Source organism: Sphingobacterium sp. UBA5996, assembly GCF_002429765.1.
Classification (GTDB): Bacteria; Bacteroidota; Bacteroidia; order Sphingobacteriales; family Sphingobacteriaceae; genus Sphingobacterium.
The window spans coordinates 97,489-118,163 of sequence record NZ_DJAS01000004.1 but is presented as its reverse complement, the minus strand read 5'-3'; the positions used below and the strand labels follow the sequence as shown (position 1 = coordinate 118,163).

The window sequence follows — 20,675 nt, the reverse complement described above, 5'->3', positions numbered from 1 at the left end:
AATGAACACATACAAAACAGGTATATTCAAATACGTTAAACTAATATGTTTACTGTGGCTTTTAGTGCATACAGCGTTATTGAAAGCGCAAGATGTCGTGGATTTATCCGGTACTTGGGGGTTCCAGACTGATGTGATGGATTTTCGTAGGGGCTCGCTGTCGCCTCGGTATAATCACGTATTACAAGGGACGATTAAACTACCGGGTATTACAGATGATTATCATATAGGGTATCAAACTCCCTATAAATATATTGACCGTCTGACCCGAAAATATGAATACATGGGTCCGGCATGGTACCAACGTGATATCGAAATCCCTGCTGACTGGAAAGGGAAAAAAATATTTCTCTATTTTGAACGTACCCATTGGTTGAGTTCGATTTTTGTAGACACCAAAGAAGTTAGCAGCATCGATTATGTCAGCGTGCCGCACAACCACGATTTGAGTGCATTTTTAAAACCGGGAAAGAAGCATCGCATTACCATTTGTATTGATAATCGATTTCAGTACAATACGCACAAATGGAATCATGCGCATACAGAATTTACGCAAATTAACTGGAATGGCATCTTGGGTGATATGAAGCTGATGGCCGTAGATCCGGTTTACGTCGACGATTTTCAGGTATATCCCAACATAGCCGATCAGTCTATAAAAGTAAAGTTAAAGGTAAATAATACGACTAAAAAGCAGATAAATGGTCAGGTATCCTTTGCTATCGCCGGAACAAACTACAGTCTCAAGCATCAGCTTGCCATCGTAAGTACTGATTCGGTAAATTTTGTAGAGGCCAATATTCCCTTAGGAAAACGCATTAAACTGTGGGATGAGTTTAACCCAAATCTCTATCGGATTAGCTGCCAGTTGAATACTTCGGATGGTAACAATAGCTATAAGCATGAGAAATCGACCACCTTTGGTATGCGCGAAGTAAAGCAGGGAAAAAATCATATACTGCTCAATAATCATCCGATACATTTACGAGGTAATGTAGAAAATGCGGTTTTTCCAAAAACAGGACATGCTCCGCTTGATGATGGCTCTTGGGAAAGAATTATGATGCTGATGAAGAACTACGGCATGAACCATTTACGTTTCCATTCTTGGTGCCCTCCGGCTGCTGCCTTTCGCATGGCAGACAAACACGGAATATATTTTGAGGTGGAAATGCCTATGTGGGGCAAAGATGCCGAACCGGACGAAGCAAGATATAACTTTTTCCGCCGGGAAATTAAAGCTATTTTAAAAGAATATGGCAATCACCCTTCTTTTGTTCTTTACTGCAATGGCAATGAAATTACAGGCAATTTCGACTTTATTGAGGAATTGACTGCGGAAGGTAGAAAAGCTGATCCGCGCCATCTGTATAGTGGTTCTACGGCGCGAACACGGGTTAAGTCAGATCAATATTACGTATCGCAACAAACCAATAAAGGTGCGGTGAAGGTTTATGAGGGGCTACCCGGCACCGACTGGGATAAGAACATGGAATCTGATGTAGATGTGCCTGTTATCTCGCACGAGTCGGGACAACGTTGTATCTACCCAAATTTTGATGAGATAAAGAAATATGCAAACAGTCCCGTGGAGGCCCGAAATTTTGAGGTTTTTCGAGACCTATTGCAAAAGAATGGCATGTTGGATCAGGCAAAAGATTTCTTTAGGGCATCTGGTGCGCTGACGGTACTGGAATACAAAGCCGTCATCGAAGCCTTATTGCGCTCGGGTAAATCCGCTGGTTTCCAGCTCTTGTCGATGAACGATTTTCCGGGGCAAGGCTACGCCCCAGTCGGTATTTTTGATCCTTTCTGGGACTCAAAGGGACTGGTTACTGCCGATAAATTCCGTGAGTTTTGCGCGCCCACTGTCGCATTACTGCGGTACGAAAAAAGCAGTTTCTTCAATACGGAAACATTTAAAGGTAAAGCGGAAGTGTATAACTTTAGCAATTCCGTAATCGAAAATGCCACAATTAAATGGTGGTTGACGGATACCGCAGGCAGTGTATTGCAAAAGGGTACACTTAAAAAGCAAACCATTGCCAACGAAAATGTATCGCCGGTGGGTGAATTTGAGATTCCCCTAAAAAATGTCCGTAGCCAAAAGGTTACGGTTCATCTTGCAGTTAATGATTCTATTAAAAATAGCTGGGACATTTGGGTATATCCCAAACATCAAAATCTGATGCAGTCTACAGATAAGATTTTGTACACCGATGTCTATGATGATGTTGCAAAAAGCCAGCTGTCTAAGGGAAAAACGGTGGTTCTCTATGCTTCGCCAGACAAAATAAAAGGTCGGAAATCACTATTTCATAATCATTTTTGGAACCCTATTATGTTTGCTTGGGCACCAATGACGATCGGCAATCTGGTCCATCATCAACAGGCCATGTTTAAAGATTTCCTTACTTCATACCATACTGATTGGCAATGGTGGGATATCCTCAATCATGCAAAAGTAATCGAAATGCAAGATGCCCCACAACAACTTCGTCCGTTTATACAAGTCATTGACAGCTATGATAACAACCAAAAATTAGGTATAGGTTTCGAAGCTCAACTGAACGGTGGAAAACTTCTGGTAATGGCATTAGATACAAAGACCGATATGGATAACCGCCCGGCCACCCAACAATTGTTGTATAGTATGGATAACTATGTAAAAAGTGCGAAATTCTCGCCACAAGTAGCCGTGGATGAGACTTTTATTCAATCATTTTTAATCAAGTAAAGAAGAGTTAAACGATGATAAGAGCATTTATCTGGACGCTAACAGCGTTTTTGTTAGGGCAATCCCTAAAGGCACAAGAAGTGATGGTAGAATGGAAGGCCGGAGTATCGCAGATCTATAAAAAAACCGTCGAGGCTAAAAATCCGTTATCTTTTAACGATTTGAACGTCGAATTTGGCTATGTGCTTTATCAGACCGAGATTACTACGGATGCCGAAAGTGAAGAACTAGCATTAGAGAATGTACGCGATTATGCGGTGGTCTATGTGGATGGCATGTTACAGGGAACTCTGACGGATCAAGATAAAAAACTGGTGATTAAAACAGGTTCGGGCACACATATACTTCAATTTTATGTCGAGAATATCGGGCGAATCACCTATGGGCCAGAAATTACAGACAATTCAAAGGGGTTGTTTGGTGCGGTTACTTTAGCTGGAAACGAACTGCACAACTGGAAAATGATCCCCTTGGATGCACGAAATTATCCACTTAAGAATCTGATTTTTGAACGAAGTGCACCCCCTAGTGGCCCTGGTTTTTACCAGGGTCAGTTCGAAATTAATCCGTCACAAAACAAGTATCTTAATATGACAGGGTGGGGGATGGGAGAAGTTTGGATAAATCAAAAATATTTAGGGTCTTATTGGGAAGAAGAAAAACAACAATCATTGTTAATCCCGTCAGAATATTTATTACCCGACCACAATGAACTGGTGATATTCGAGCTAAAAAACAAGCAACAAACGAAGATAAATTTGTCGCCTACTCCTGTTTTTAAGTAAATTGGCGGTTTTGATTGGTTTGGATTTCACTTGCTGAAAAAGAACTTATGCCATAATTTGGACGTGACTCTTTGTATAATAAAATGAGAATCGTAGTTTAACGGAATACTGTTTGTAAATAATATCGCTGAGCATTTTGATTGCAACTCGTGTCGGTAAATCTCTGATTGAACTTTAAGCAGCTTTAGAAGCATCTGCAAATGAATAAATACAGTCTAATAATTTGTTTTTTTATTTTCTGGGGGCAATGTGTTCTCGGTATTGATCTTTCAAGATACCGGTTTCACCTCATGCCCGAAACTTCGTATTATGGCGGTATTCAAAGCATTGCTAAAGACAGTTTAGGGCGTATGTGGTATACCGGACCCGATGCACTTTTCATGTATGATGGCAATAGCTTTTATCAGTTAAACGATATCGTTTCGGCGATGAAGCCAAAGCAGAAATGGGGCTATGGTTCTTTAATTCGCGATAGAAAAGGAAATTTATTTTTAGCGTCGGGACAGGGTTTGTTAAAATTTAATTACGAACGGTTTTCTTTTCATATCGTTGTCCCCGGAGTAATTCGTTCAGTTTGTCTACATCATGATGGTCAAGTTTACATGCTCTCTGAAAATAGTTTACTCCGCTATAACCCACAAAATGAACACATAGAAAGTTTTTTGTTGCCCAAAAACAAGTCTTTTCAAAATGTATTGAGTGTCAAAGACCAAGTATTTTTAACCCAAGATGCAATCTTACACACGGTAGAAATGTCTAAAAAGCGCCTTGTTCAGTTTGCGGATTTTAGCAGTACAGCAAATCAGGTGAACGATGTGGTTGCATACCGTGGGCTGTATTACTTTTTAACACCGCGGGGAGGAATACATGTCACAGATTTGACAGGTAATTTAAAGCAGAAAATTCCGGTAGCGGTTGCTGGAAATTCATTCGTTTTAACGAAAAAACTGTACTTGGACCAAACTGGGGTGATCTGGGTGGCTACCCAGGGAGGATTATTCCTTTATGATCCCGCCAATGAAGGTAGCAGCACCTTGCGGATGAACCTGAACGATATTTATTCATTGCCCAATAACTCCATTTGGACAATTTATCCCGATCCGGATCAGGGTGTTTGGATAGGTACCTACGGCGGTAAAATCGCCTATTGCTCGCTTTACGATTCGAGAGTACGTTACTTTAAACCGAGCCCTGGCGGTCTGAATCATCCCATTGTCAGTAGTTTTCAGGAAGATCATCTGGGAAATATATGGATCGGTACAGAGGGGGGGAGCCTAAATTACTGGGATAGGAAAAAAGATCAGTTTATTCATCCCGAAAAGTCGCAGGATAGGGGGCCAAGTCCCAATATGATTAAGCGGCTTAAGTTTGACGAAGCAAGCAAGAGCCTGTTGATTTCTGCCTATAATGGTGGAATTGGTAGTTATGATGTAAACAATCAGCGTTTCAGTAGTTTCGATTTCCGCTCTCCGGAAAGCCAGCAACTGCTGACGGTGTATGATTTTGCAAACGATCAGGAGGGTAACTGGTGGATGACAGATCCCGACAAATCATTTTTATATCGCAAGAACCGACAAGGTCCGATAGAAATGGTTAGAATCAAGGATTCCAAAGGCAATAAGTTGAATCTAGAAGTAGAAGCATTATATGTGAATAAGCAAAACCAGCTCTGTTTAATTAGCCATCAGGGATTTTTTGTCGTAAATACTCATACGCTAACCGTTTTAAAGCACTATATGGTCAAGGATGCTTCCTATTCTGCAAATAATCTGTGCAGTTATGCCGTGGCTTCGAATGGCGATGTATGGCTAGGGACCTTAGGGAAAGGTGTAAACGTGCTTAAAAAAGACGGAACGTATATAAATTATAGTGCAAGCAATGGTTTTCCGGCCAAAATGGTATTCGGTATTTTAGAAGATGCCGTTACGAAAAATGTGTGGTTAAGTACCAGTGATGGTCTTTTTTTCTTCGATTTGAAATCCAGAGCATTTGAAAAAGCGAGATTCTACCAGGAAGATAATATTGGTTCATTTTACATACATGCTGCATACAAAACTTCCAAAGGCGAAATGCTGTTTGGCGGCACCAATGGTTTTTTACTTTTTGATCCTACGTACCTCAATAAAAATCCGCAAAAACCAAAAGTTTTTTTTACAGGATTTCTGGTGAACAATACCTTGGTTAAACCCGATGACGGCTCGTCGATTTTATCCAAAGACATTGGAAGCCTGTCCAACCAAAAGGGAGATAAGATAAGGCTTTCTAGTAATCAGTCTAATGTCGAAATTAAGTTTTCGGCGAATAGTTATCTATTTGCCGAAAAGAATCAGTTTGCATATCGTATGCTGGGGCTTGGTGAAGATTGGCAAATCAGTCATGCCAACCAAAAATCTGTACAGTTTCTTAATCTTCCGGCTGGAGATTATACTTTCGAGATCAAGGCTTCCAATAATGATGGACAATGGGGCAATCAAATATCGCGCTTATACATCCACGTAGATCCACCATTTTTTTTGTCCTGGTGGGCTTATTGTTGCTATGTTGCCCTTATCTCTGCCCTGCTCTTTTTTATTATGCGATATTATAGCAATAAAAGAGTGTTTAAGGAGCGGTTGGCGCTGCAGCGTTTAAAGGAACGGAATATGCATGAGCTGAACCAGGCGCGCACTGATTTCTTTACCAATATCTCGCACGATTTAAAAACACCACTAACTTTGGTATTACAGCCGCTTAAGCAACTCAGAGAAACTATTGTACCTCATGATACTGCTTTGGTTTACATGGATTTAATAGAGAAGAATGTCTCTCGAATTCAACGTATGATTAGCCAATTGTTGCGCTTTAGGGAAATTGAAAGTCAAAAAATTACCCTAAATCCTCAAATTGGTGATTTTATTAATTTTGTACGCGATATATTTGGCCTATTTGAGCTCTATGCCAACAAAAAAAGTGTGGAAACGAATATTTCGGCTTTTAAGGATAACTTGTATGTCGCCTTTGATTATGATGTTATCGAAAAAATATTGACTAATCTATTCTCTAATGCCTTAAAATATACACCTGATAATGGGTATGTGGGGGTACGTATCTATCCTACCACGGCGGAGGAAAAAGAACGGTTTTCATCCTTGAATATGACGGAAGTCGAATATATCTCCATTGAAATTTTAAATACCGGTGACTGTTTTTCTGAAGAGCAGATTTCAACTCTATATACCTCTTTCAACAGGCTATCATCCCATCGGCCAACTTTCGAAGAAAGTTCAGGACTTGGGCTTGCCATTGTCAAGGAACTCGTAGATGTGCTGGAAGGCAAAATATGGATGGTCAATAAGACCGATAAAATTTCATTTACCATTTCCCTGCCTTTAAAAAATCAGGCCGGCTCGGGAGATATGCAATCTAATGTTTATGATTACACGGTTTCTGAAATCGATGAGATCATCACCCCGGATATTTTTGCGCCTGAAAGGGGATGCAAAAGCATAAAAAAGACAGATAATATCCTGCTCATTGAAGATGACCAACAACTTCGGGGTTATTTAGAGCAACGTCTGGCTGAAAAATATAATGTATATACTGCCAGTGACGGAGAAGAGGGCTTAATAAAAGCTGAAAAAATCTATCCACAACTCATTATTACGGATCTAATCATGCCGAATCGAAGTGGTTTGGATGTTTGTCGTAGCCTGAGGCAAAATTTTAAGACTAGCCATATTCCGATTATTATGATTTCTGGTACCGGAGATGACAATCAGAATAAAATAAAAGCGTTGGAATTTGGTGCCAATGTATTTATTGATAAACCTTTTCATATCGACTATCTGTTGCAACAAACAGAAACCATTTTAAGAAACCAGCAGGAATTAAAAGAAAAATACAGTAAACATATTCAAGTGGATCCGTCCAATGTTACCGTCACATCCATGGATGAGGAGCTATTAGTTAAGGCCATTCGGATCATTGAAGAAAACATCGATAATGCCAGTTATTCCGTAGAAGACTTTGTGGCTGACATGAATGTGGGCAGAACCATCCTCTATCAGAAAATAAATGATATTGTGGGCATGTCGATCAAAGAGTTTATTTTGAATATGCGTCTGAAAAGAAGTGCTTATCTGTTGGAGAAATCGGATTTGACCATTGCGGAAGTTGCTTATCAGACCGGGTTTAACAATGCCAAGTACTTTAGTGTCTGTTTTAAAAAGCAGTTTGAACTAAGTCCTTCAGATTTTAAAAAGAAAGTTTCCAGCGGGAAGAAATGAAAAACAGCCAATCCTAACGATGATGAAAATGATAATTTTTAAAAGAGTGCTTCTCTTTAGCTATTTTATTTGCTTATGTAATATTATGCATTTGACAGCAGCAGTCAACCAAGCGGTAGATGAAATGTATATTAGTCCCAATAATTATAAAACTGGTACGCAGTCTGAACGAATACAGAAGGCTATAAATGCGGCAAAAAACAGTACTGGAAAAGTAGTCATACCGAAATATGACGCCATAGCTAAAAAAAGTGTTTGGCTCATTGATCAGGCCATTTTACTTCCTGGTGATTTTGAACTCGAATTGAATAACTGCACCATTAAGCTTTCCGATAAATGTCGGGATAATTTTATTCGTTCAGCGAATTCTGGATTGGGAATCAATACTATATCTCCATTAAAAAACATCAAGATCATTGGGAAAGGTAATGTCCTTCTAGAAGGAGCTGATCATCCAAGAGCTACCGGCGATCATAATAAAACGCTATCGCTAAATCCCAGCAGATTTGACCAATCTTATGGCACTGATGCTGGCAAACCCGGAATGAATCAAAAGGGTGGTTGGCGAAATCACGCCATTATATTGGCTTATACCGATGTTTTTGAGGTTAGTGGCATTACATTGAAAGATTATCATGGGCATGGATTGGTGCTAGAGCGCTGTACAAATGGTAAGGTAAGCGATATTACTTTTAACGTAAGGCAAGCCGTGAATGTGGATGGAACTGACCATCAGATCTTAAACCAAGATGGGATGGGCATACGTTTTGGCTGTAAGAATATTCTTATTTCAAATTGTAGAGGAAAAAGTGGCGACGATTTTATTAACATCGGTTTGACAGATACTGGAGTGGGAGCTGGTGAAGAAAATGTTAATGTGGTCAGTGGCTCGATATACAGGGGTGAAATCGACAATATTTCGACTATTTATCTCCAAAATTGGCAGGACTTTTATTCGATCTCACACCGATCTATTCGGATTATGCCTGTAGGTAAACTCCGGATAAGCAATATTTTCATTGACAATATGGTCATCAGTCCCTTGGCGAAACAAGGTCTAGTGGTTGAGTATGCCGAGCATGTGAAAGGTTTGTTTGTGCGGAATTTCATCAGTCATCAACCTATAAAAGCCAGCGGTATTTCCCAGGCCAGTTTCAGAGACATCCTGTACAAAGGGCAAGGTGAGGCTATTGATGTGCAACAAAGCGATTCTGTACTTCTAGATCACGTAATGGAAATAAAAAATTAGTGATACAATCGCTCGCGATCTCATTTGTTTAAGGCAAAAACACCTGTTTTTGCCTTTTGTACAAAATCAAACCATTTTCGTACAAAAACGAACCCTAGGAATTGGTGATGATTATAGTTTTGTCTTAACCAATTTTAAAAAGGAAAATATGTGTATGAAAATTATTCCCGACCACGTGATCAGGCTCACGCAGGGTAATCCCAACTTTACAAAAACCAATGACATTACTTTTCGGAATATTGTATTTCGTCAATAGGTCGGCAAACGAGATGTTGCCTTCCGCATTGCGTATGTGTTTGCAGCCTCACCTATTATTTATCACAAGAAGTTAAATTAGTCCAAGCCTATTGAAGCATAATTATTTCAAATATATGTTCTCTACGAGAAAGGGAAAGTAAAGAACACAGGTAATTTTAAACTAACCATTATAAATCAATGATACAAAAGATACATATCTGGCTCAGGAGCTGGATAATGAGTGCTACCCTATTGGCGGTGGCATCCAATTACGCTTATTCGCAAGCAGCAGATCAAATGCAAGTCAAGGGTCAGGTGACTAATGATGCGGGAGAAGCACTTAAAGGTGTTTCGGTCATGATTAAGGGAGCGAGAAATGGTGTACAGACCGATTCAAATGGAAATTTTACTATCCAGGCGGCTCCCACTGCTACGCTACTATTTACCTATATTGGTTTCAATAGCCAGGAAGTAAAAGTCAATCCATCAGGAGTCATCCATGTGAAAATGTCTGGAACGAATGTTTTGGATCAGGTCGTTGTGGTCGGTTATGGTACAGCCAAGAAAAAAGATCTAACAGGAGGCTTGGCTGTCGTCGGAAAAGAGCAGCTAGGTATGGTATCGACCTCCAATCTGATGGATCGCTTGGTGGGACAGGTGGCCGGTTTCTCCATTACCACCGGTGAAGCTGCGCCAGGGGCATCGCAAAGCTTGTTGATAAGGGGCGAAAATTCAATTTCGGCCAATAATAGTCCACTCATTATCTTGGATGGTATTCCATACAGCGGATCTTTGGCAGATATTGATCCCAATAACGTTGAAAACCTTTCTATCCTAAAAGATGCTTCCGCATCGGCTATTTACGGTTCTCGAGCGGCGAATGGTGTTATTTTGATACAAACCAAAAGAGGAGCGCTAGGTAGAGCGCAAGTAAACTATAAAGGTTTGATTGGCATGGCTGAGCCAATGCAGCGTATCAATGTCATGGGCCCCAATGAATATATCCGCTTCCAACAAGACATTGCCCGTATCAAGCAGGGGTATACTGGTGCGTTGTTAGATCCTATAGCAGGCGATATTATTAGTGTAACTGAGCGTGGTAATTATGCGAAAGGCATTACCAATAATTGGCAAGACTACGTCTTTCGGAAAGCTTTGACCACGGATCATCAATTGAGCATTTCCGGGGGTACTGAAAACACAAAATATATGGCTGCCCTTGCAGCTTTAGATCAAGAAGGTGTAGTGTATAATTCCAAGTTGTCACGTTTAAATATAACCACAAATGTGGATCAGACTTTTAATAAATGGCTAACGACTGGTATTGGGTTGCAATACACCCGAAAAAGTGACGGTGGTATTACACCAAATTTGGAGCATGCCATTAAGCAAAGTCCTTATGGTAGTTATAAGGACGAATCTGGTAAGTATGTTCCTGAACCTATGGAGTACTCATTGATCGTCAATCCGATGCGTAACGTCAATGCGATCCAGGATAGATATAATAACAATTTCTTTCTTTCGGGATATGCCAATATTTTGTTGCCTATAGAAGGTCTTTCCTTACGATCAAATTTTGGCTATAATTACCGCAATGGATTTACAGGAACCTATTATGGGCGTAATACCTTTGAAGGCAGGGATCAGGGTACACAGGCCGGAGGCAGTGCTTCCATCAACAATTCTAATTATAACGATTATACCTGGGAGAACTTGCTTAAATACGAGCGGCAGATCGGCGATCATCGTTTTGATGTGACTGGTTTATTCAGTATGCAAAAAACAAAAAGCTGGTCGACGGGACAAAGCGGGGCTGGTTTTGTAACTGATGATACAGAATACTTTATGATAGGTTCGGCCAGCCGTCTTGTTTCCAACAGTGCTTCGTTGTCGGAGTCGGCCATGCTATCGTATATGGGTAGAATAAATTACGCCTACAAAGGGAAGTATTTATTGACCTTGACCGGACGTACAGATGGGGCTTCGGTATTTGGTATCAACAATAAATATGCATTCTTTCCTGTGGCAGCAGCGGCATGGCAAATTGGGGAAGAACGCTTTCTGAAAGATAATGTCAAATGGCTTGACATGCTGAAAATCCGCCTTTCTTATGGAGCCAACGGTAACCAGGCAATTACACCCTATCGCACTTTAGACCGCTTATATTCCAATGTAAAATATATCTGGGGCGATGATGGCGCTGCGGTGACTACAGCATATTTGGCCGGAGATGGTGTCGGTAACCCTAATTTGAAATGGGAAACGACCTATTCGACAAATCTTGGGCTGGACTTTCAACTATTTAACAACAGGTTTGGCGGAACTATTGATGCCTATCTTTCTAAAACGAAAGATCTGTTGATGACCCGTACCGTACCTATTATGAATGGGTACAATCGAATTTGGGACAATATTGGTGCAACTCAAAATAAAGGGATTGAGGTCACTTTAAATTCGGCGAATGTTAAAGGCGAAAATTTCCAATGGAATACGACTGCTGTATTTTCTCTAAATCGTGACAAAATCGTCGAGTTAAGGGGGGATGGCATAGATGATATTGCTAATAATTGGTTTATTGGTCAACCCTTGCGAGTTTTCTACGATTATAAAATGATCGGTGTATGGCAAAATGGAGAAACCATTACTGTTGACGGGGCAGCTCCTGGGGCCGCCAAGCTGTATGATCGCGATGGTAACGGCAAGATAGAGACCAGTGACAGAGTGGTTATCGGATCTAAAAATCCACGTTACACAGCTTCTTTGGCCAACCGATTCTCTTACAAAAATTTTTATGCATCTGCTTTAATCACTGGTGTTTTTGGTGTTTGGCGCGACGATCATATGGCCAATTTGGGGGCCTGGACTTTCGGAATTACTAACTATGTACACGATGCAAATTATTGGACACCGGAGAATTCTAATGCGACGATTGTTTCACCGGGCTATCTCAATCCATTGGGGCACGGGTACTATAAAAAGGTGAGCTATGTGCAGGTGAAAAATATCACCTTCGGCTATAAATTACCGCAAAAAATTGCTAAAAAGGTAGGTGTAAATGGTATTGATATAAATGCCAGCATCAACAATCTGAATACGATTTCTAATATCAGAGAGGTGCTCAATTATGACAATAGCTGGATGGCCTCTTATCCAACGGCACGTTCTTATATGTTTGGCTTAAATATAAATTTCTAATCGAATAGGACATGAAAATAAAAAATATTATCACAACAAGTTTAGGGCTTATCGTATTGTTCACCTTGGGAGGCTGTAAGAAGTTTCTGGAGGAAGAGCTCAAAACTGAACTGGCACCATCCAATACGTATACCAGTACCTACGGTTTCGAAGTGGGAAGTGCTGGTTTATACGCACTCACGCGTTCTGAATACAATACCTATGGTGAAGGTGGGGCGTTTATTCACAATGGCGCTTGTCCATACGAAGCCTTACAAGTATCGACAGATATCGCCGACGCAATTAATAGTGATGGTTCTTTGATGGCTTTTGCTAACCTCACGCTTACCGCTTCAGAGCGGTTTGTGGGCACTTACTGGAATTGGGCATATAATCTTATTTCTTCTGCAAACTTGATGCTGGTTTATTCCGAAAAAAACACCAATTGGGATACGCCGGAAGATAAGGCACGTTTCCAGGCCGAAGCTCGATTCTTTCGTGCTTATGCTTATCGTACCTTGGTTTACCTTTATGGTGATGTACCCTATGTAGAAACCATTCTGTATGACTTTCAGCTTAATTTTACCCGTACACCCAAAGCCGAAGTGATCGGGCACATGGTAGACGACCTAAAGTTTGCGGTGGATAATCTGCCCACGAATCCGGACGGTGTTAAAGAAGGTAAGCTGACCAAATGGGCCGCAAGCCATTTGCTAAGCGAAATATATCTGTTACAGGGCAATCATGCCGAAGCGGAAAAGGCAGCGTTGGCCGTTATCAATAGTGGTTATTATAACCTTATGAAAAGTAGATATGGGGTGAATAGCGGTAAACCGGGTGATGTATTCAGCGATTTATTTTTGGAAAATAATCAAAATAGAAAAAGTGGTAATAAAGAAAGTATCTGGGTATTGCAATTTCAGTTTAATACAATCGGTGGTGGAACCAACTCAGATGACTGGACCCGTAGGGCTTGGATACCGAATTACTCGACCATTACGGGATTTGTTTTGGCGGATACCTTGGGCGGTCGTGGTATCGCACAATTGGTTCCGATGAAGTGGTGGGTTGGCACCACTGGAACAAATGCAACAGGGAATGTCGCGGGTATTTTTGAAGCAAATGATATCCGTAATTCGGGCCATAATATTAAACGAAACTGGTATTATAACAACGTAAACGAGACCTCGCTTTATGGCAAAAAGGCTAATATTACTGAGCAAACTTGGTTTACGACAAAAAGCTTATTTCCAGCGATTACAAAATTCTTTTATGGACGGCCAGAAAATCTAAGTCTATCCGGTAGCTACAAAGACCGTATGAAATTTCGTTTGGCTGAAACCTATCTATTACTTGCCGAATCCTATTTGGGGCAAAATATGCCTGATAAAGCTGCGCAAGCTGTCAATGAGGTGCGAAAAAGAGCCGGGGCCTCCGAAATCACCGGTGCTCAAATCAATATGGATTTCTTGCTCGATGAGCGTATCCGCGAATTAGTTGGAGAAGAAAGCAGAAGATTCACTTTAGTGCGGACCAATACCTTGGTAGAGCGTGTCAAGAAGTATAATAATGCGATCAAGGATAAAATTACGGATAATAATATCCTGTGGCCTATTCCGCAGGTGATCAGGGATGCAAATACAGGAGCGCCATTCCCTCAGAATCCGGGGTATAATTAATGTTAGCGGGAAGCTGTACGAATGGCGCTCGAATTTTCGGCAGTTTCCCGATCTGATGATAAAACAGCAGTTGCGCCGGTCAGGCGCATGATATTATCCAAATGTTAGTAAAAACATAAACCAATGAAAATAATCAATTATTTATACAAAGCTTTATTTTTCTTATGCATGGTACTGTGCCAGTTATCGTGCAAACAGGAGATTCAGGATATACCCAAAGTCAATGAAACGATGGAGCTTCAGCCTTCGTCAGAAAACATTACGCTGGACGAGGTCAATATGACCAAAGATATTGTCACATTTAACTGGAAGCCTGCCAGGACACAGTCAGATGATCATTTGGTCAGCTACAGCACTATGTTGGATGTGGTGGGGAACAATTTCGGTACGGGTACGGCCATATTTAACTATGAAGACGACAATGTATTTAGCAGAAGCTTTACTTCCGAACAATTACAAAATTGGGCCAATGAAAAGTGGGGTATACCAGCAAACAAGAGCTTTACGCTGGAATTTAGGGTAGTTGCTCAATGGGAGGGCGGCGGTACTTTTGAAGCACCTGAGGTGAGGACGGCAAGAATTACAGTAAATCCAATCAAGACGGTTGTTTTTGATGCCGATAAAGTGTTCTTGAGCGGCAGCGCCGTTGGCGGAACTAAGGTGGAGCTGCCAAAAACATTGGAAAACCTAGATCAATATGCTTATGTATTGAATTTGCAGCCGGGCGAACTTGAAATTCCTGTCGAATTTAACGGAGAGACCAATTATGTGGTTACTGCCGATGGGAGCGCAGCAATAAACGATGGTAATGCGGTCGGGATAAAGATGAGAGAAACAGTATTCTCCTGGAAAATAGAAACTGCTGGTGAGTACCGTGTCGTGGTCAATATGCAGAAAGCTACCGCTACGATCTATTCGCCGGCGAAAGCACTTTCCGCAAAAACCGTGATATGGACAGGAGATCAACCTTATACGACCACCGTGACGGATTTATGGATGCATGGGAGTATTAATGGTTGGGGAGCGCCTGTTAAAATGAATTGTCAGGTAAGTTTGGCCGATCCGCAAATTTTGGTCTATACTGGTGGTAGAGTTGGTACTACTAAGTTTATTGTGACCGGAGATAACAGTAACAACAAAAATCTGGCTTACGCATTTAGTGCTCCGCCTACGTCCGACGGCGTCGCGCAAACTTTGTCTCTCAATTTGGGAAAAGTAACCGAAATGGGCGGGGGGACGATAAAGGGTAATCGCGATTCATATTTCACCATTCCCGCCACCACAAATGTGTTGATCCTTGATTTAAGAAATATGACTATTCTGGCGTTAAAACGATAAGAGATCGGGTAAAAAATACAAGTTAACCTCAACATTTCTAAAAGTGAAAAATATAACCTATAAAAAAGCCTATCTCAAAGCATGTCTTGTCATGCTTTGCTTTCTAGCATTTTCATGCAAGAAAAATGATGCTGATATCGAAAAAGATATATCAGGAACCTTGGTAAAACCCAGTTACAACAGGAGCACTATGTTTCGTAATCCCTTAAATGGTTGGGTAATGTACGCTTCGGCTTCGGGAAACCCTTCTTATTGGGATACCCAATTTTATGTACCTGATTTGGGTAAAACGGTCAAAGCGATTGATTATGCATCTGCCTGTTATATCCGTACCAGCTGGCGAACCTTTAATCCTGCAGATGGCGTGTATGCTTGGAGAGATCCTAGCACAGCAATCTACAAAATGATCAAAGGAGCACAAGATAAAGGATTACCCATCGCGTTTCGTATCGTTGTCGACGGTCGCGACCAAGGTGCAAATACGCCGCAGTTTGTGTTCGATGCAGGCGCTAAGTATTATTTGGCTAATCCTTCTTTTCCCGATAGAAAAACACCAGTACTGCAAGATCCTATTTTTAGGAAATATTATAGCAAGGTGATTGAAGAACTAGCGAAGGATTTTAACGATTTAAATAAAACCTCTTTTGTCGATGCCTATGGACTCGGTTTGTGGGGGGAAGGGCATAGTGTAATTTATGAAGATCCTAATCACCCTTCCGGTCAAAATATTGAAGTCATTAAAGAAGAAGTTGTTGACTGGATTTCCGATGTGTATTCCAAGAATTTTACAAAAGTACCCTTACTGATTAATTATCATCGTCTGGTTGGTGACCCTTCGGGCAGTGGAGCTGCGAACCCCAATTCGGAGAAGTTATTGAATAAAATGATCAATAAAGGCTACAGTCTGCGTCAAGATGCCTTTGGAATGACAGATTATTACCAAAGCTGGGAGAAGAATTTTGCTAAGGTGTGGAATTTTAAACGTCCCGTTATTATGGAGGGCGGTTGGATAACCACAGGTACGCACCGTTATTGGACTGATCCCAGCGGTAAATACAGACAAAACCACCCCGAAGATGTTCGGCAGGGTGAATTTGACAGCTCCTTGGAAGCGGCTGTAAACATGATGGATTTCCGGATCGGTGAAATTGAAAGCTGGTTTACCAAGTCCTTTACGTTATGTCAACGTTTTATATCTGAGGGGGGCTATCGTTTATATCCTGATCGGGTTTATTTACCGGAAAAAGTCAATGTCGGTACTGAAACAACAATTAACCATCGTTGGAGGAATATGGGCTGGGGTTATTTCCCTAATAATATTCCGCAGTGGAACTATAAATATAAGGTAGCCTTTGCCCTTCTGGACGGCGAAAATAACGTTAAAAAGGTTTTTGTAGATGATCAAGGAGAACCTTCGACCTGGCTTAAAAATAACCCGATGACCTACGAATTGAAAGCTATTGTTGATCTTCCTACGGGGAACTATACCTGGGCCGTCGCTATTGTAGATACCACAAATGATAATCAGCCTGGGATACGGCTTGCGGTGAACGGTGATATTACCAGCACTGGATGGTTAAAGTTATTGGGAGTACAGGTACTGTAATAGTTTGCATGAAGGTTAGAATGCAAAATTATTGGATGTTTTTTAATTAAAAAGGGGGCTGTCCTGACCGGACTGCCCCTTTCTGATGTCGTTTTTTATTTACATTGCCGGAACACACCCTATTTGACCTCCGATAACGGATTCTAAGGTTAGATAAAATCTTATAATCCGAACGAAATAATTCTCAGACTATAGTTCGCCATTGGCTAGCATATGCCTATAAATCGTTTTGCAATTTCCGAAGAATCCTGAACATGAGTTCTCTACATACGTTTCCGAAGTATGCGTAGCTACCACTTGGCCACTATTATTGTATACGTTTAATACGTAGACACATCTAATCAACCTCGAATTGTCTTCTTTTGTTTTGGCGGTGGTTTTAGCATCTACATTGGTTTTGGCTACCTTGTAGGCAGTTGTTTTTACATTGACATTTTCTTTGGATGCGTTTGCATCTGTGCTGGCGAAAGCTGCAGTTGATAGCGTAGCAACGGCTATCACACTCATCAATAATTTTTTCATTGTTTTTAAGTTTTTTTGTTAAATAATGTATGCCCTTTGAGCATATTTTAATTCTCTCATAATAAAAGTAAGAACAAGAAAATTGCGTGAGGTGAACGATCAGTATTCGCGAGAGACGATCTATTATTCGCAGCGACTCAGTCGATATTTATTTTGCTCAGGAAGTTAATGCGATTGTCAGCAAAAATCAGGCTTACCAGACCTACAGTCAAAGCCGTAGCGAAGTTGTTAAATCCTTGAAAAAATGGAATAAACTAAACTTTGTATTGCGTACAGGCATCCTCTAATCATCAGAAAATTATACGGTTATTAAATTGATGTTGAAATCGAAGAACTTCATGAATACTAAACTCGTTAATTTGGAGCATTTACCGGCCCATGAAGATTATGCCATTTGCATTATTTGCGCAATTGGGTTCGCATTATCCTGTAGAGGCTTACAACAATAACAACAGCTGCGAATGCTAGCACATGATGTGTTCCAGCGATAGGATAATGCAGAAATCCACCTATCCCCTGTAACATTAATACAAATTCATTCAAAAATATTCCAATAAGTAAACCGTAAATACCGTAGTGAACGCCTTGTTCCATTTTTAGCAGACAAATCTGAAAAGCATAACCAATTAAAAAGAGGGTAATGATCACCAAAAGAACGAGGTGCAGATAAGCAATGACAATTGGCCGAAAGCCATAAGCTTGTTGACTCAGCGCAGGTATGACGGACAGACCCTGTAATAACAGCTTGAGGAAAATAGCCGCTAGGACACATATCCAAATCTTTGCTGTGTCTTGGTTTAAGCGAAGTGCAGCATTGTTTCGGATCAGTCTGACGACTCTTTTTGCTAAGGTTACCCAAAGAACAAATTGCAATCCGACTGTCATAACGATAATGATATACAACCAAAGAGGTAGATTCTTCCACCATAGCACGGATAGGAAATAGGTAGGTATAACAGTCATGGCATAGGTGAGCGAGAAACGTGGGCTCATGGGTATTTTACCACCATGTTTATACAGCCAGCCAGCAAGCAGGGCGACACAAGCGAAGAAAAACCAACCATTGTACTGAAAATGAAGATAGAAATAGACCGATGCAAGTTGTTTTAATGGATCCATTTGGTGGGTCGCTTTGAGATAGGCGAGAAAATAGGTTCCAAATGAACTAAATATATTGAAAAATAGGGCCGCCTTTATTAAAATCGAAAGAGCTGGAGGAAGCATAGATGATTTAAGATCCCTGAATAATTGAGCGCAAAACCAATAAGAGACAAGGATTGATAAGAATGACCATATAATTGAATATATACTATAACCAGTACATAAAAAGGAAATAAGCATACCTGCAGAAATTGTGCAATTGGCCAATAGGATATGCTGATATTTTCTACATAAAATTTGATTGACTTTTATTTCCAGAACGGTCATCATGAGAAAGATCATGAGCGCTTGGGATACCCAGCCTGAAAATGCAAAATGCGAATGTGCGTGCATGATGTTTTTCTGGTCGATCCAGGGAATGGGAAATAAAAATTTTAAACGCATAATCAATCCCAAAATACCGACGATAAGCAAGTTGAATAGGGTAATGACGATCCATTTCTTAATACTTAAATAGTTCATTATTTTATTCATATGTTGATTTTTTCAGAACGCGGTATCGTTGTTTCAGCGTTCAATCTATGCCATCGGCGGGAACAAAGACTTTTCCGCGGACAATGTTTAATTTATCATCCTTTTCCATTTGCTTCATTGTCCGGATGATTGTTTCTACTCGTAGTCCAGTCATATTTGCCAATTGTTGGCGCGTAAGCATAAGTCGGTTGCATTCCTGACAAACGAGCCTTTTGCTTTCATTTAATTTGTGAATCAGATTGGACAGGATTTCTTCAGGTGAGCGATTGTAAATTAATTTGATCATGAATAGTTTAAAGTGCAGCTCACGGGCGATCTTTTGTGAAATTACATGATGTAGATGACCGTATTCATGCATGATTTCGAAGAATCTTTTCGAACTGATCTTCAACAAAGTACATGAACTGTCTGCAATTGCTGTTACTGTATTCAGTCCGTTGTCTAATATGGCCACTTCACCAAATCCCTCGTTGGCGCAGATCACGTTATGGAGGACTTCTCGGCCGTCGGACAAGAAATTAGAAAGACGAACTCGTCCATTTAACACCTGATAATAAAATAACGCCATGCTGTCCTCGTGAAAAAGTATTTCACCAACATCGGCATGTATGCTGCTCGCTCCCTTTTCGAGAAGTATTACGCTTGGAATCATCGTTCGACATTAGTTAAAATTAACTATACGGAATAAAGATATAGCATCATCGAAAAATAGATGTTGATGTTGGTCACAGGAATGAGTGATTAAAATCAATTTTGTTTTAATGTGCTTATATATAGTGTTTTATGTCTTTTGGTCGGTGTTTTTTTTGAAGCTGAAGCACTTTATGATTTGCCTCATAAAATAGCTACAACCTTCCCCTATACCTTTGGATTACGTAAAACACAATCAAGTTTGAATACAAAACCAAAATAAGATGAGAAAGCTAATTGTATGCTGTTTGATGGGATTATTTATCTACTCCTGTTCATCAAACAATGGCGAGAAAAAAACAGTTGCCAACAGTGCGAACGAAACTGGAGCTACGGCAAATGACGCCAGTGGATATGATCCACACCGAGGTGAGGGAAAATTTGACCAGGTTGAAATCGGCGAACATTTGGATGCGCCAATGGCCACAGCCGGAAAAATGATTGTTGATTTAAAATGTGCTTCCTGTCATAAGCTTACCGACGAAAAGCTGGTAGGACCCGGGTGGAAAGGCGTGACACAACGGAGAAAGCCACAGTGGATCATGAATTTTATCACGAACCCTGATCCGATGATCGATAAGGATCCTGAATTACAGGCACAACTTGAATTATGTATGGTCCGAATGCCCAACCAGAATCTAACGGATGAGGAAGCCCGAAAGGTATTGGAGTTTATGCGACAAAATGATGGCGTAAAATAATAAAGCTGAATAAGAATCAACAAAACTGCATAGGTATTAACCTTAAAATAAGAATAG

The 20,675-nt window shown here is 40.6% G+C and carries 12 protein-coding genes; 9 read left to right on the top strand and 3 right to left on the bottom strand.

The features are described from left to right. The first annotated feature begins 1 nt into the window (after nucleotide 1). From B3E00_RS03510 to B3E00_RS03475, 8 genes are all read left to right on the top strand, one after another. Nucleotides 2-2,737 carry a sugar-binding domain-containing protein gene (locus tag B3E00_RS03510; RefSeq protein WP_293936949.1) on the top strand — a complete coding sequence of 912 codons (2,736 nt, stop codon included), beginning with the start codon at nucleotides 2-4 and terminating at the stop codon, nucleotides 2,735-2,737. Nucleotides 2,738-2,751: 14 nt separating this feature from the next. Continuing rightward, complete coding sequence (locus B3E00_RS03505) at nucleotides 2,752-3,522, top strand: hypothetical protein (RefSeq protein ID WP_293936946.1); 771 nt, start codon at nucleotides 2,752-2,754, stop codon at nucleotides 3,520-3,522. Nucleotides 3,523-3,722: 200 nt separating this feature from the next. Then, nucleotides 3,723-7,787: a hybrid sensor histidine kinase/response regulator transcription factor gene (locus B3E00_RS03500; protein ID WP_293936944.1), complete on the top strand. Its 4,065-nt coding sequence runs from the start codon at nucleotides 3,723-3,725 to the stop codon at nucleotides 7,785-7,787. Nucleotides 7,788-7,872: 85 nt separating this feature from the next. Further along, the gene (locus tag B3E00_RS03495) at nucleotides 7,873-9,036 is read left to right on the top strand and encodes a glycosyl hydrolase family 28 protein (protein WP_293887686.1); all 1,164 of its coding nucleotides are present in this window, start codon (nucleotides 7,873-7,875) and stop codon (nucleotides 9,034-9,036) included. Nucleotides 9,037-9,471: 435 nt separating this feature from the next. Beyond that, nucleotides 9,472-12,468, top strand: coding sequence for a SusC/RagA family TonB-linked outer membrane protein (locus tag B3E00_RS03490; protein ID WP_293885440.1), 2,997 nt, complete (start codon nucleotides 9,472-9,474; stop codon nucleotides 12,466-12,468). A gap of 11 nt (nucleotides 12,469-12,479) precedes the next feature. Further along, nucleotides 12,480-14,126, top strand: coding sequence for a RagB/SusD family nutrient uptake outer membrane protein (locus B3E00_RS03485; RefSeq protein ID WP_293885442.1), 1,647 nt, complete (start codon nucleotides 12,480-12,482; stop codon nucleotides 14,124-14,126). 123 nt (nucleotides 14,127-14,249) lie between these two features. Then, nucleotides 14,250-15,464, top strand: coding sequence for a SusE domain-containing protein (locus B3E00_RS03480; protein ID WP_293885444.1), 1,215 nt, complete (start codon nucleotides 14,250-14,252; stop codon nucleotides 15,462-15,464). A 43-nt stretch (nucleotides 15,465-15,507) separates the two neighbouring features. Then, complete coding sequence (locus B3E00_RS03475) at nucleotides 15,508-17,070, top strand: DUF4832 domain-containing protein (protein WP_293885445.1); 1,563 nt, start codon at nucleotides 15,508-15,510, stop codon at nucleotides 17,068-17,070. Between the two features lie 189 nt (nucleotides 17,071-17,259). On the opposite strand, the gene B3E00_RS03470 is transcribed toward B3E00_RS03475, so the two are convergent. The 3 genes from B3E00_RS03470 to B3E00_RS03460 form a co-directional block, all read right to left on the bottom strand. After that, the gene (locus B3E00_RS03470; protein WP_293936942.1) at nucleotides 17,260-17,592 is read right to left on the bottom strand and encodes a hypothetical protein; all 333 of its coding nucleotides are present in this window, start codon (nucleotides 17,590-17,592) and stop codon (nucleotides 17,260-17,262) included. Nucleotides 17,593-17,991: 399 nt separating this feature from the next. Then, a complete protein-coding gene (locus B3E00_RS03465; protein ID WP_293885448.1) occupies nucleotides 17,992-19,227 on the bottom strand; it encodes a hypothetical protein in 1,236 nt (411 codons plus the stop codon). Nucleotides 19,228-19,267: 40 nt separating this feature from the next. Continuing rightward, the gene (locus tag B3E00_RS03460; RefSeq protein WP_293885450.1) at nucleotides 19,268-19,879 is read right to left on the bottom strand and encodes a Crp/Fnr family transcriptional regulator; all 612 of its coding nucleotides are present in this window, start codon (nucleotides 19,877-19,879) and stop codon (nucleotides 19,268-19,270) included. A gap of 262 nt (nucleotides 19,880-20,141) precedes the next feature. On the opposite strand from B3E00_RS03460, the gene B3E00_RS03455 reads away from it, so the two are divergent. Next, complete coding sequence (locus B3E00_RS03455; protein WP_293885452.1) at nucleotides 20,142-20,618, top strand: c-type cytochrome; 477 nt, start codon at nucleotides 20,142-20,144, stop codon at nucleotides 20,616-20,618. The last annotated feature ends 57 nt before the right edge of the window (nucleotides 20,619-20,675 follow it).

Coding starts and splice junctions, on each gene's coding strand:
- B3E00_RS03510 (WP_293936949.1), top strand. CDS start 2: ATGAACACATACAAAACAGGTATATTCAAATACGTTAAACTAATATGT.
- B3E00_RS03505 (WP_293936946.1), top strand. CDS start 2,752: ATGATAAGAGCATTTATCTGGACGCTAACAGCGTTTTTGTTAGGGCAA.
- B3E00_RS03500 (WP_293936944.1), top strand. CDS start 3,723: ATGAATAAATACAGTCTAATAATTTGTTTTTTTATTTTCTGGGGGCAA.
- B3E00_RS03495 (WP_293887686.1), top strand. CDS start 7,873: ATGCATTTGACAGCAGCAGTCAACCAAGCGGTAGATGAAATGTATATT.
- B3E00_RS03490 (WP_293885440.1), top strand. CDS start 9,472: ATGATACAAAAGATACATATCTGGCTCAGGAGCTGGATAATGAGTGCT.
- B3E00_RS03485 (WP_293885442.1), top strand. CDS start 12,480: ATGAAAATAAAAAATATTATCACAACAAGTTTAGGGCTTATCGTATTG.
- B3E00_RS03480 (WP_293885444.1), top strand. CDS start 14,250: ATGAAAATAATCAATTATTTATACAAAGCTTTATTTTTCTTATGCATG.
- B3E00_RS03470 (WP_293936942.1), bottom strand. CDS start 17,592: ATGAAAAAATTATTGATGAGTGTGATAGCCGTTGCTACGCTATCAACT.
- B3E00_RS03465 (WP_293885448.1), bottom strand. CDS start 19,227: ATGAATAAAATAATGAACTATTTAAGTATTAAGAAATGGATCGTCATT.
- B3E00_RS03460 (WP_293885450.1), bottom strand. CDS start 19,879: ATGATTCCAAGCGTAATACTTCTCGAAAAGGGAGCGAGCAGCATACAT.
- B3E00_RS03455 (WP_293885452.1), top strand. CDS start 20,142: ATGAGAAAGCTAATTGTATGCTGTTTGATGGGATTATTTATCTACTCC.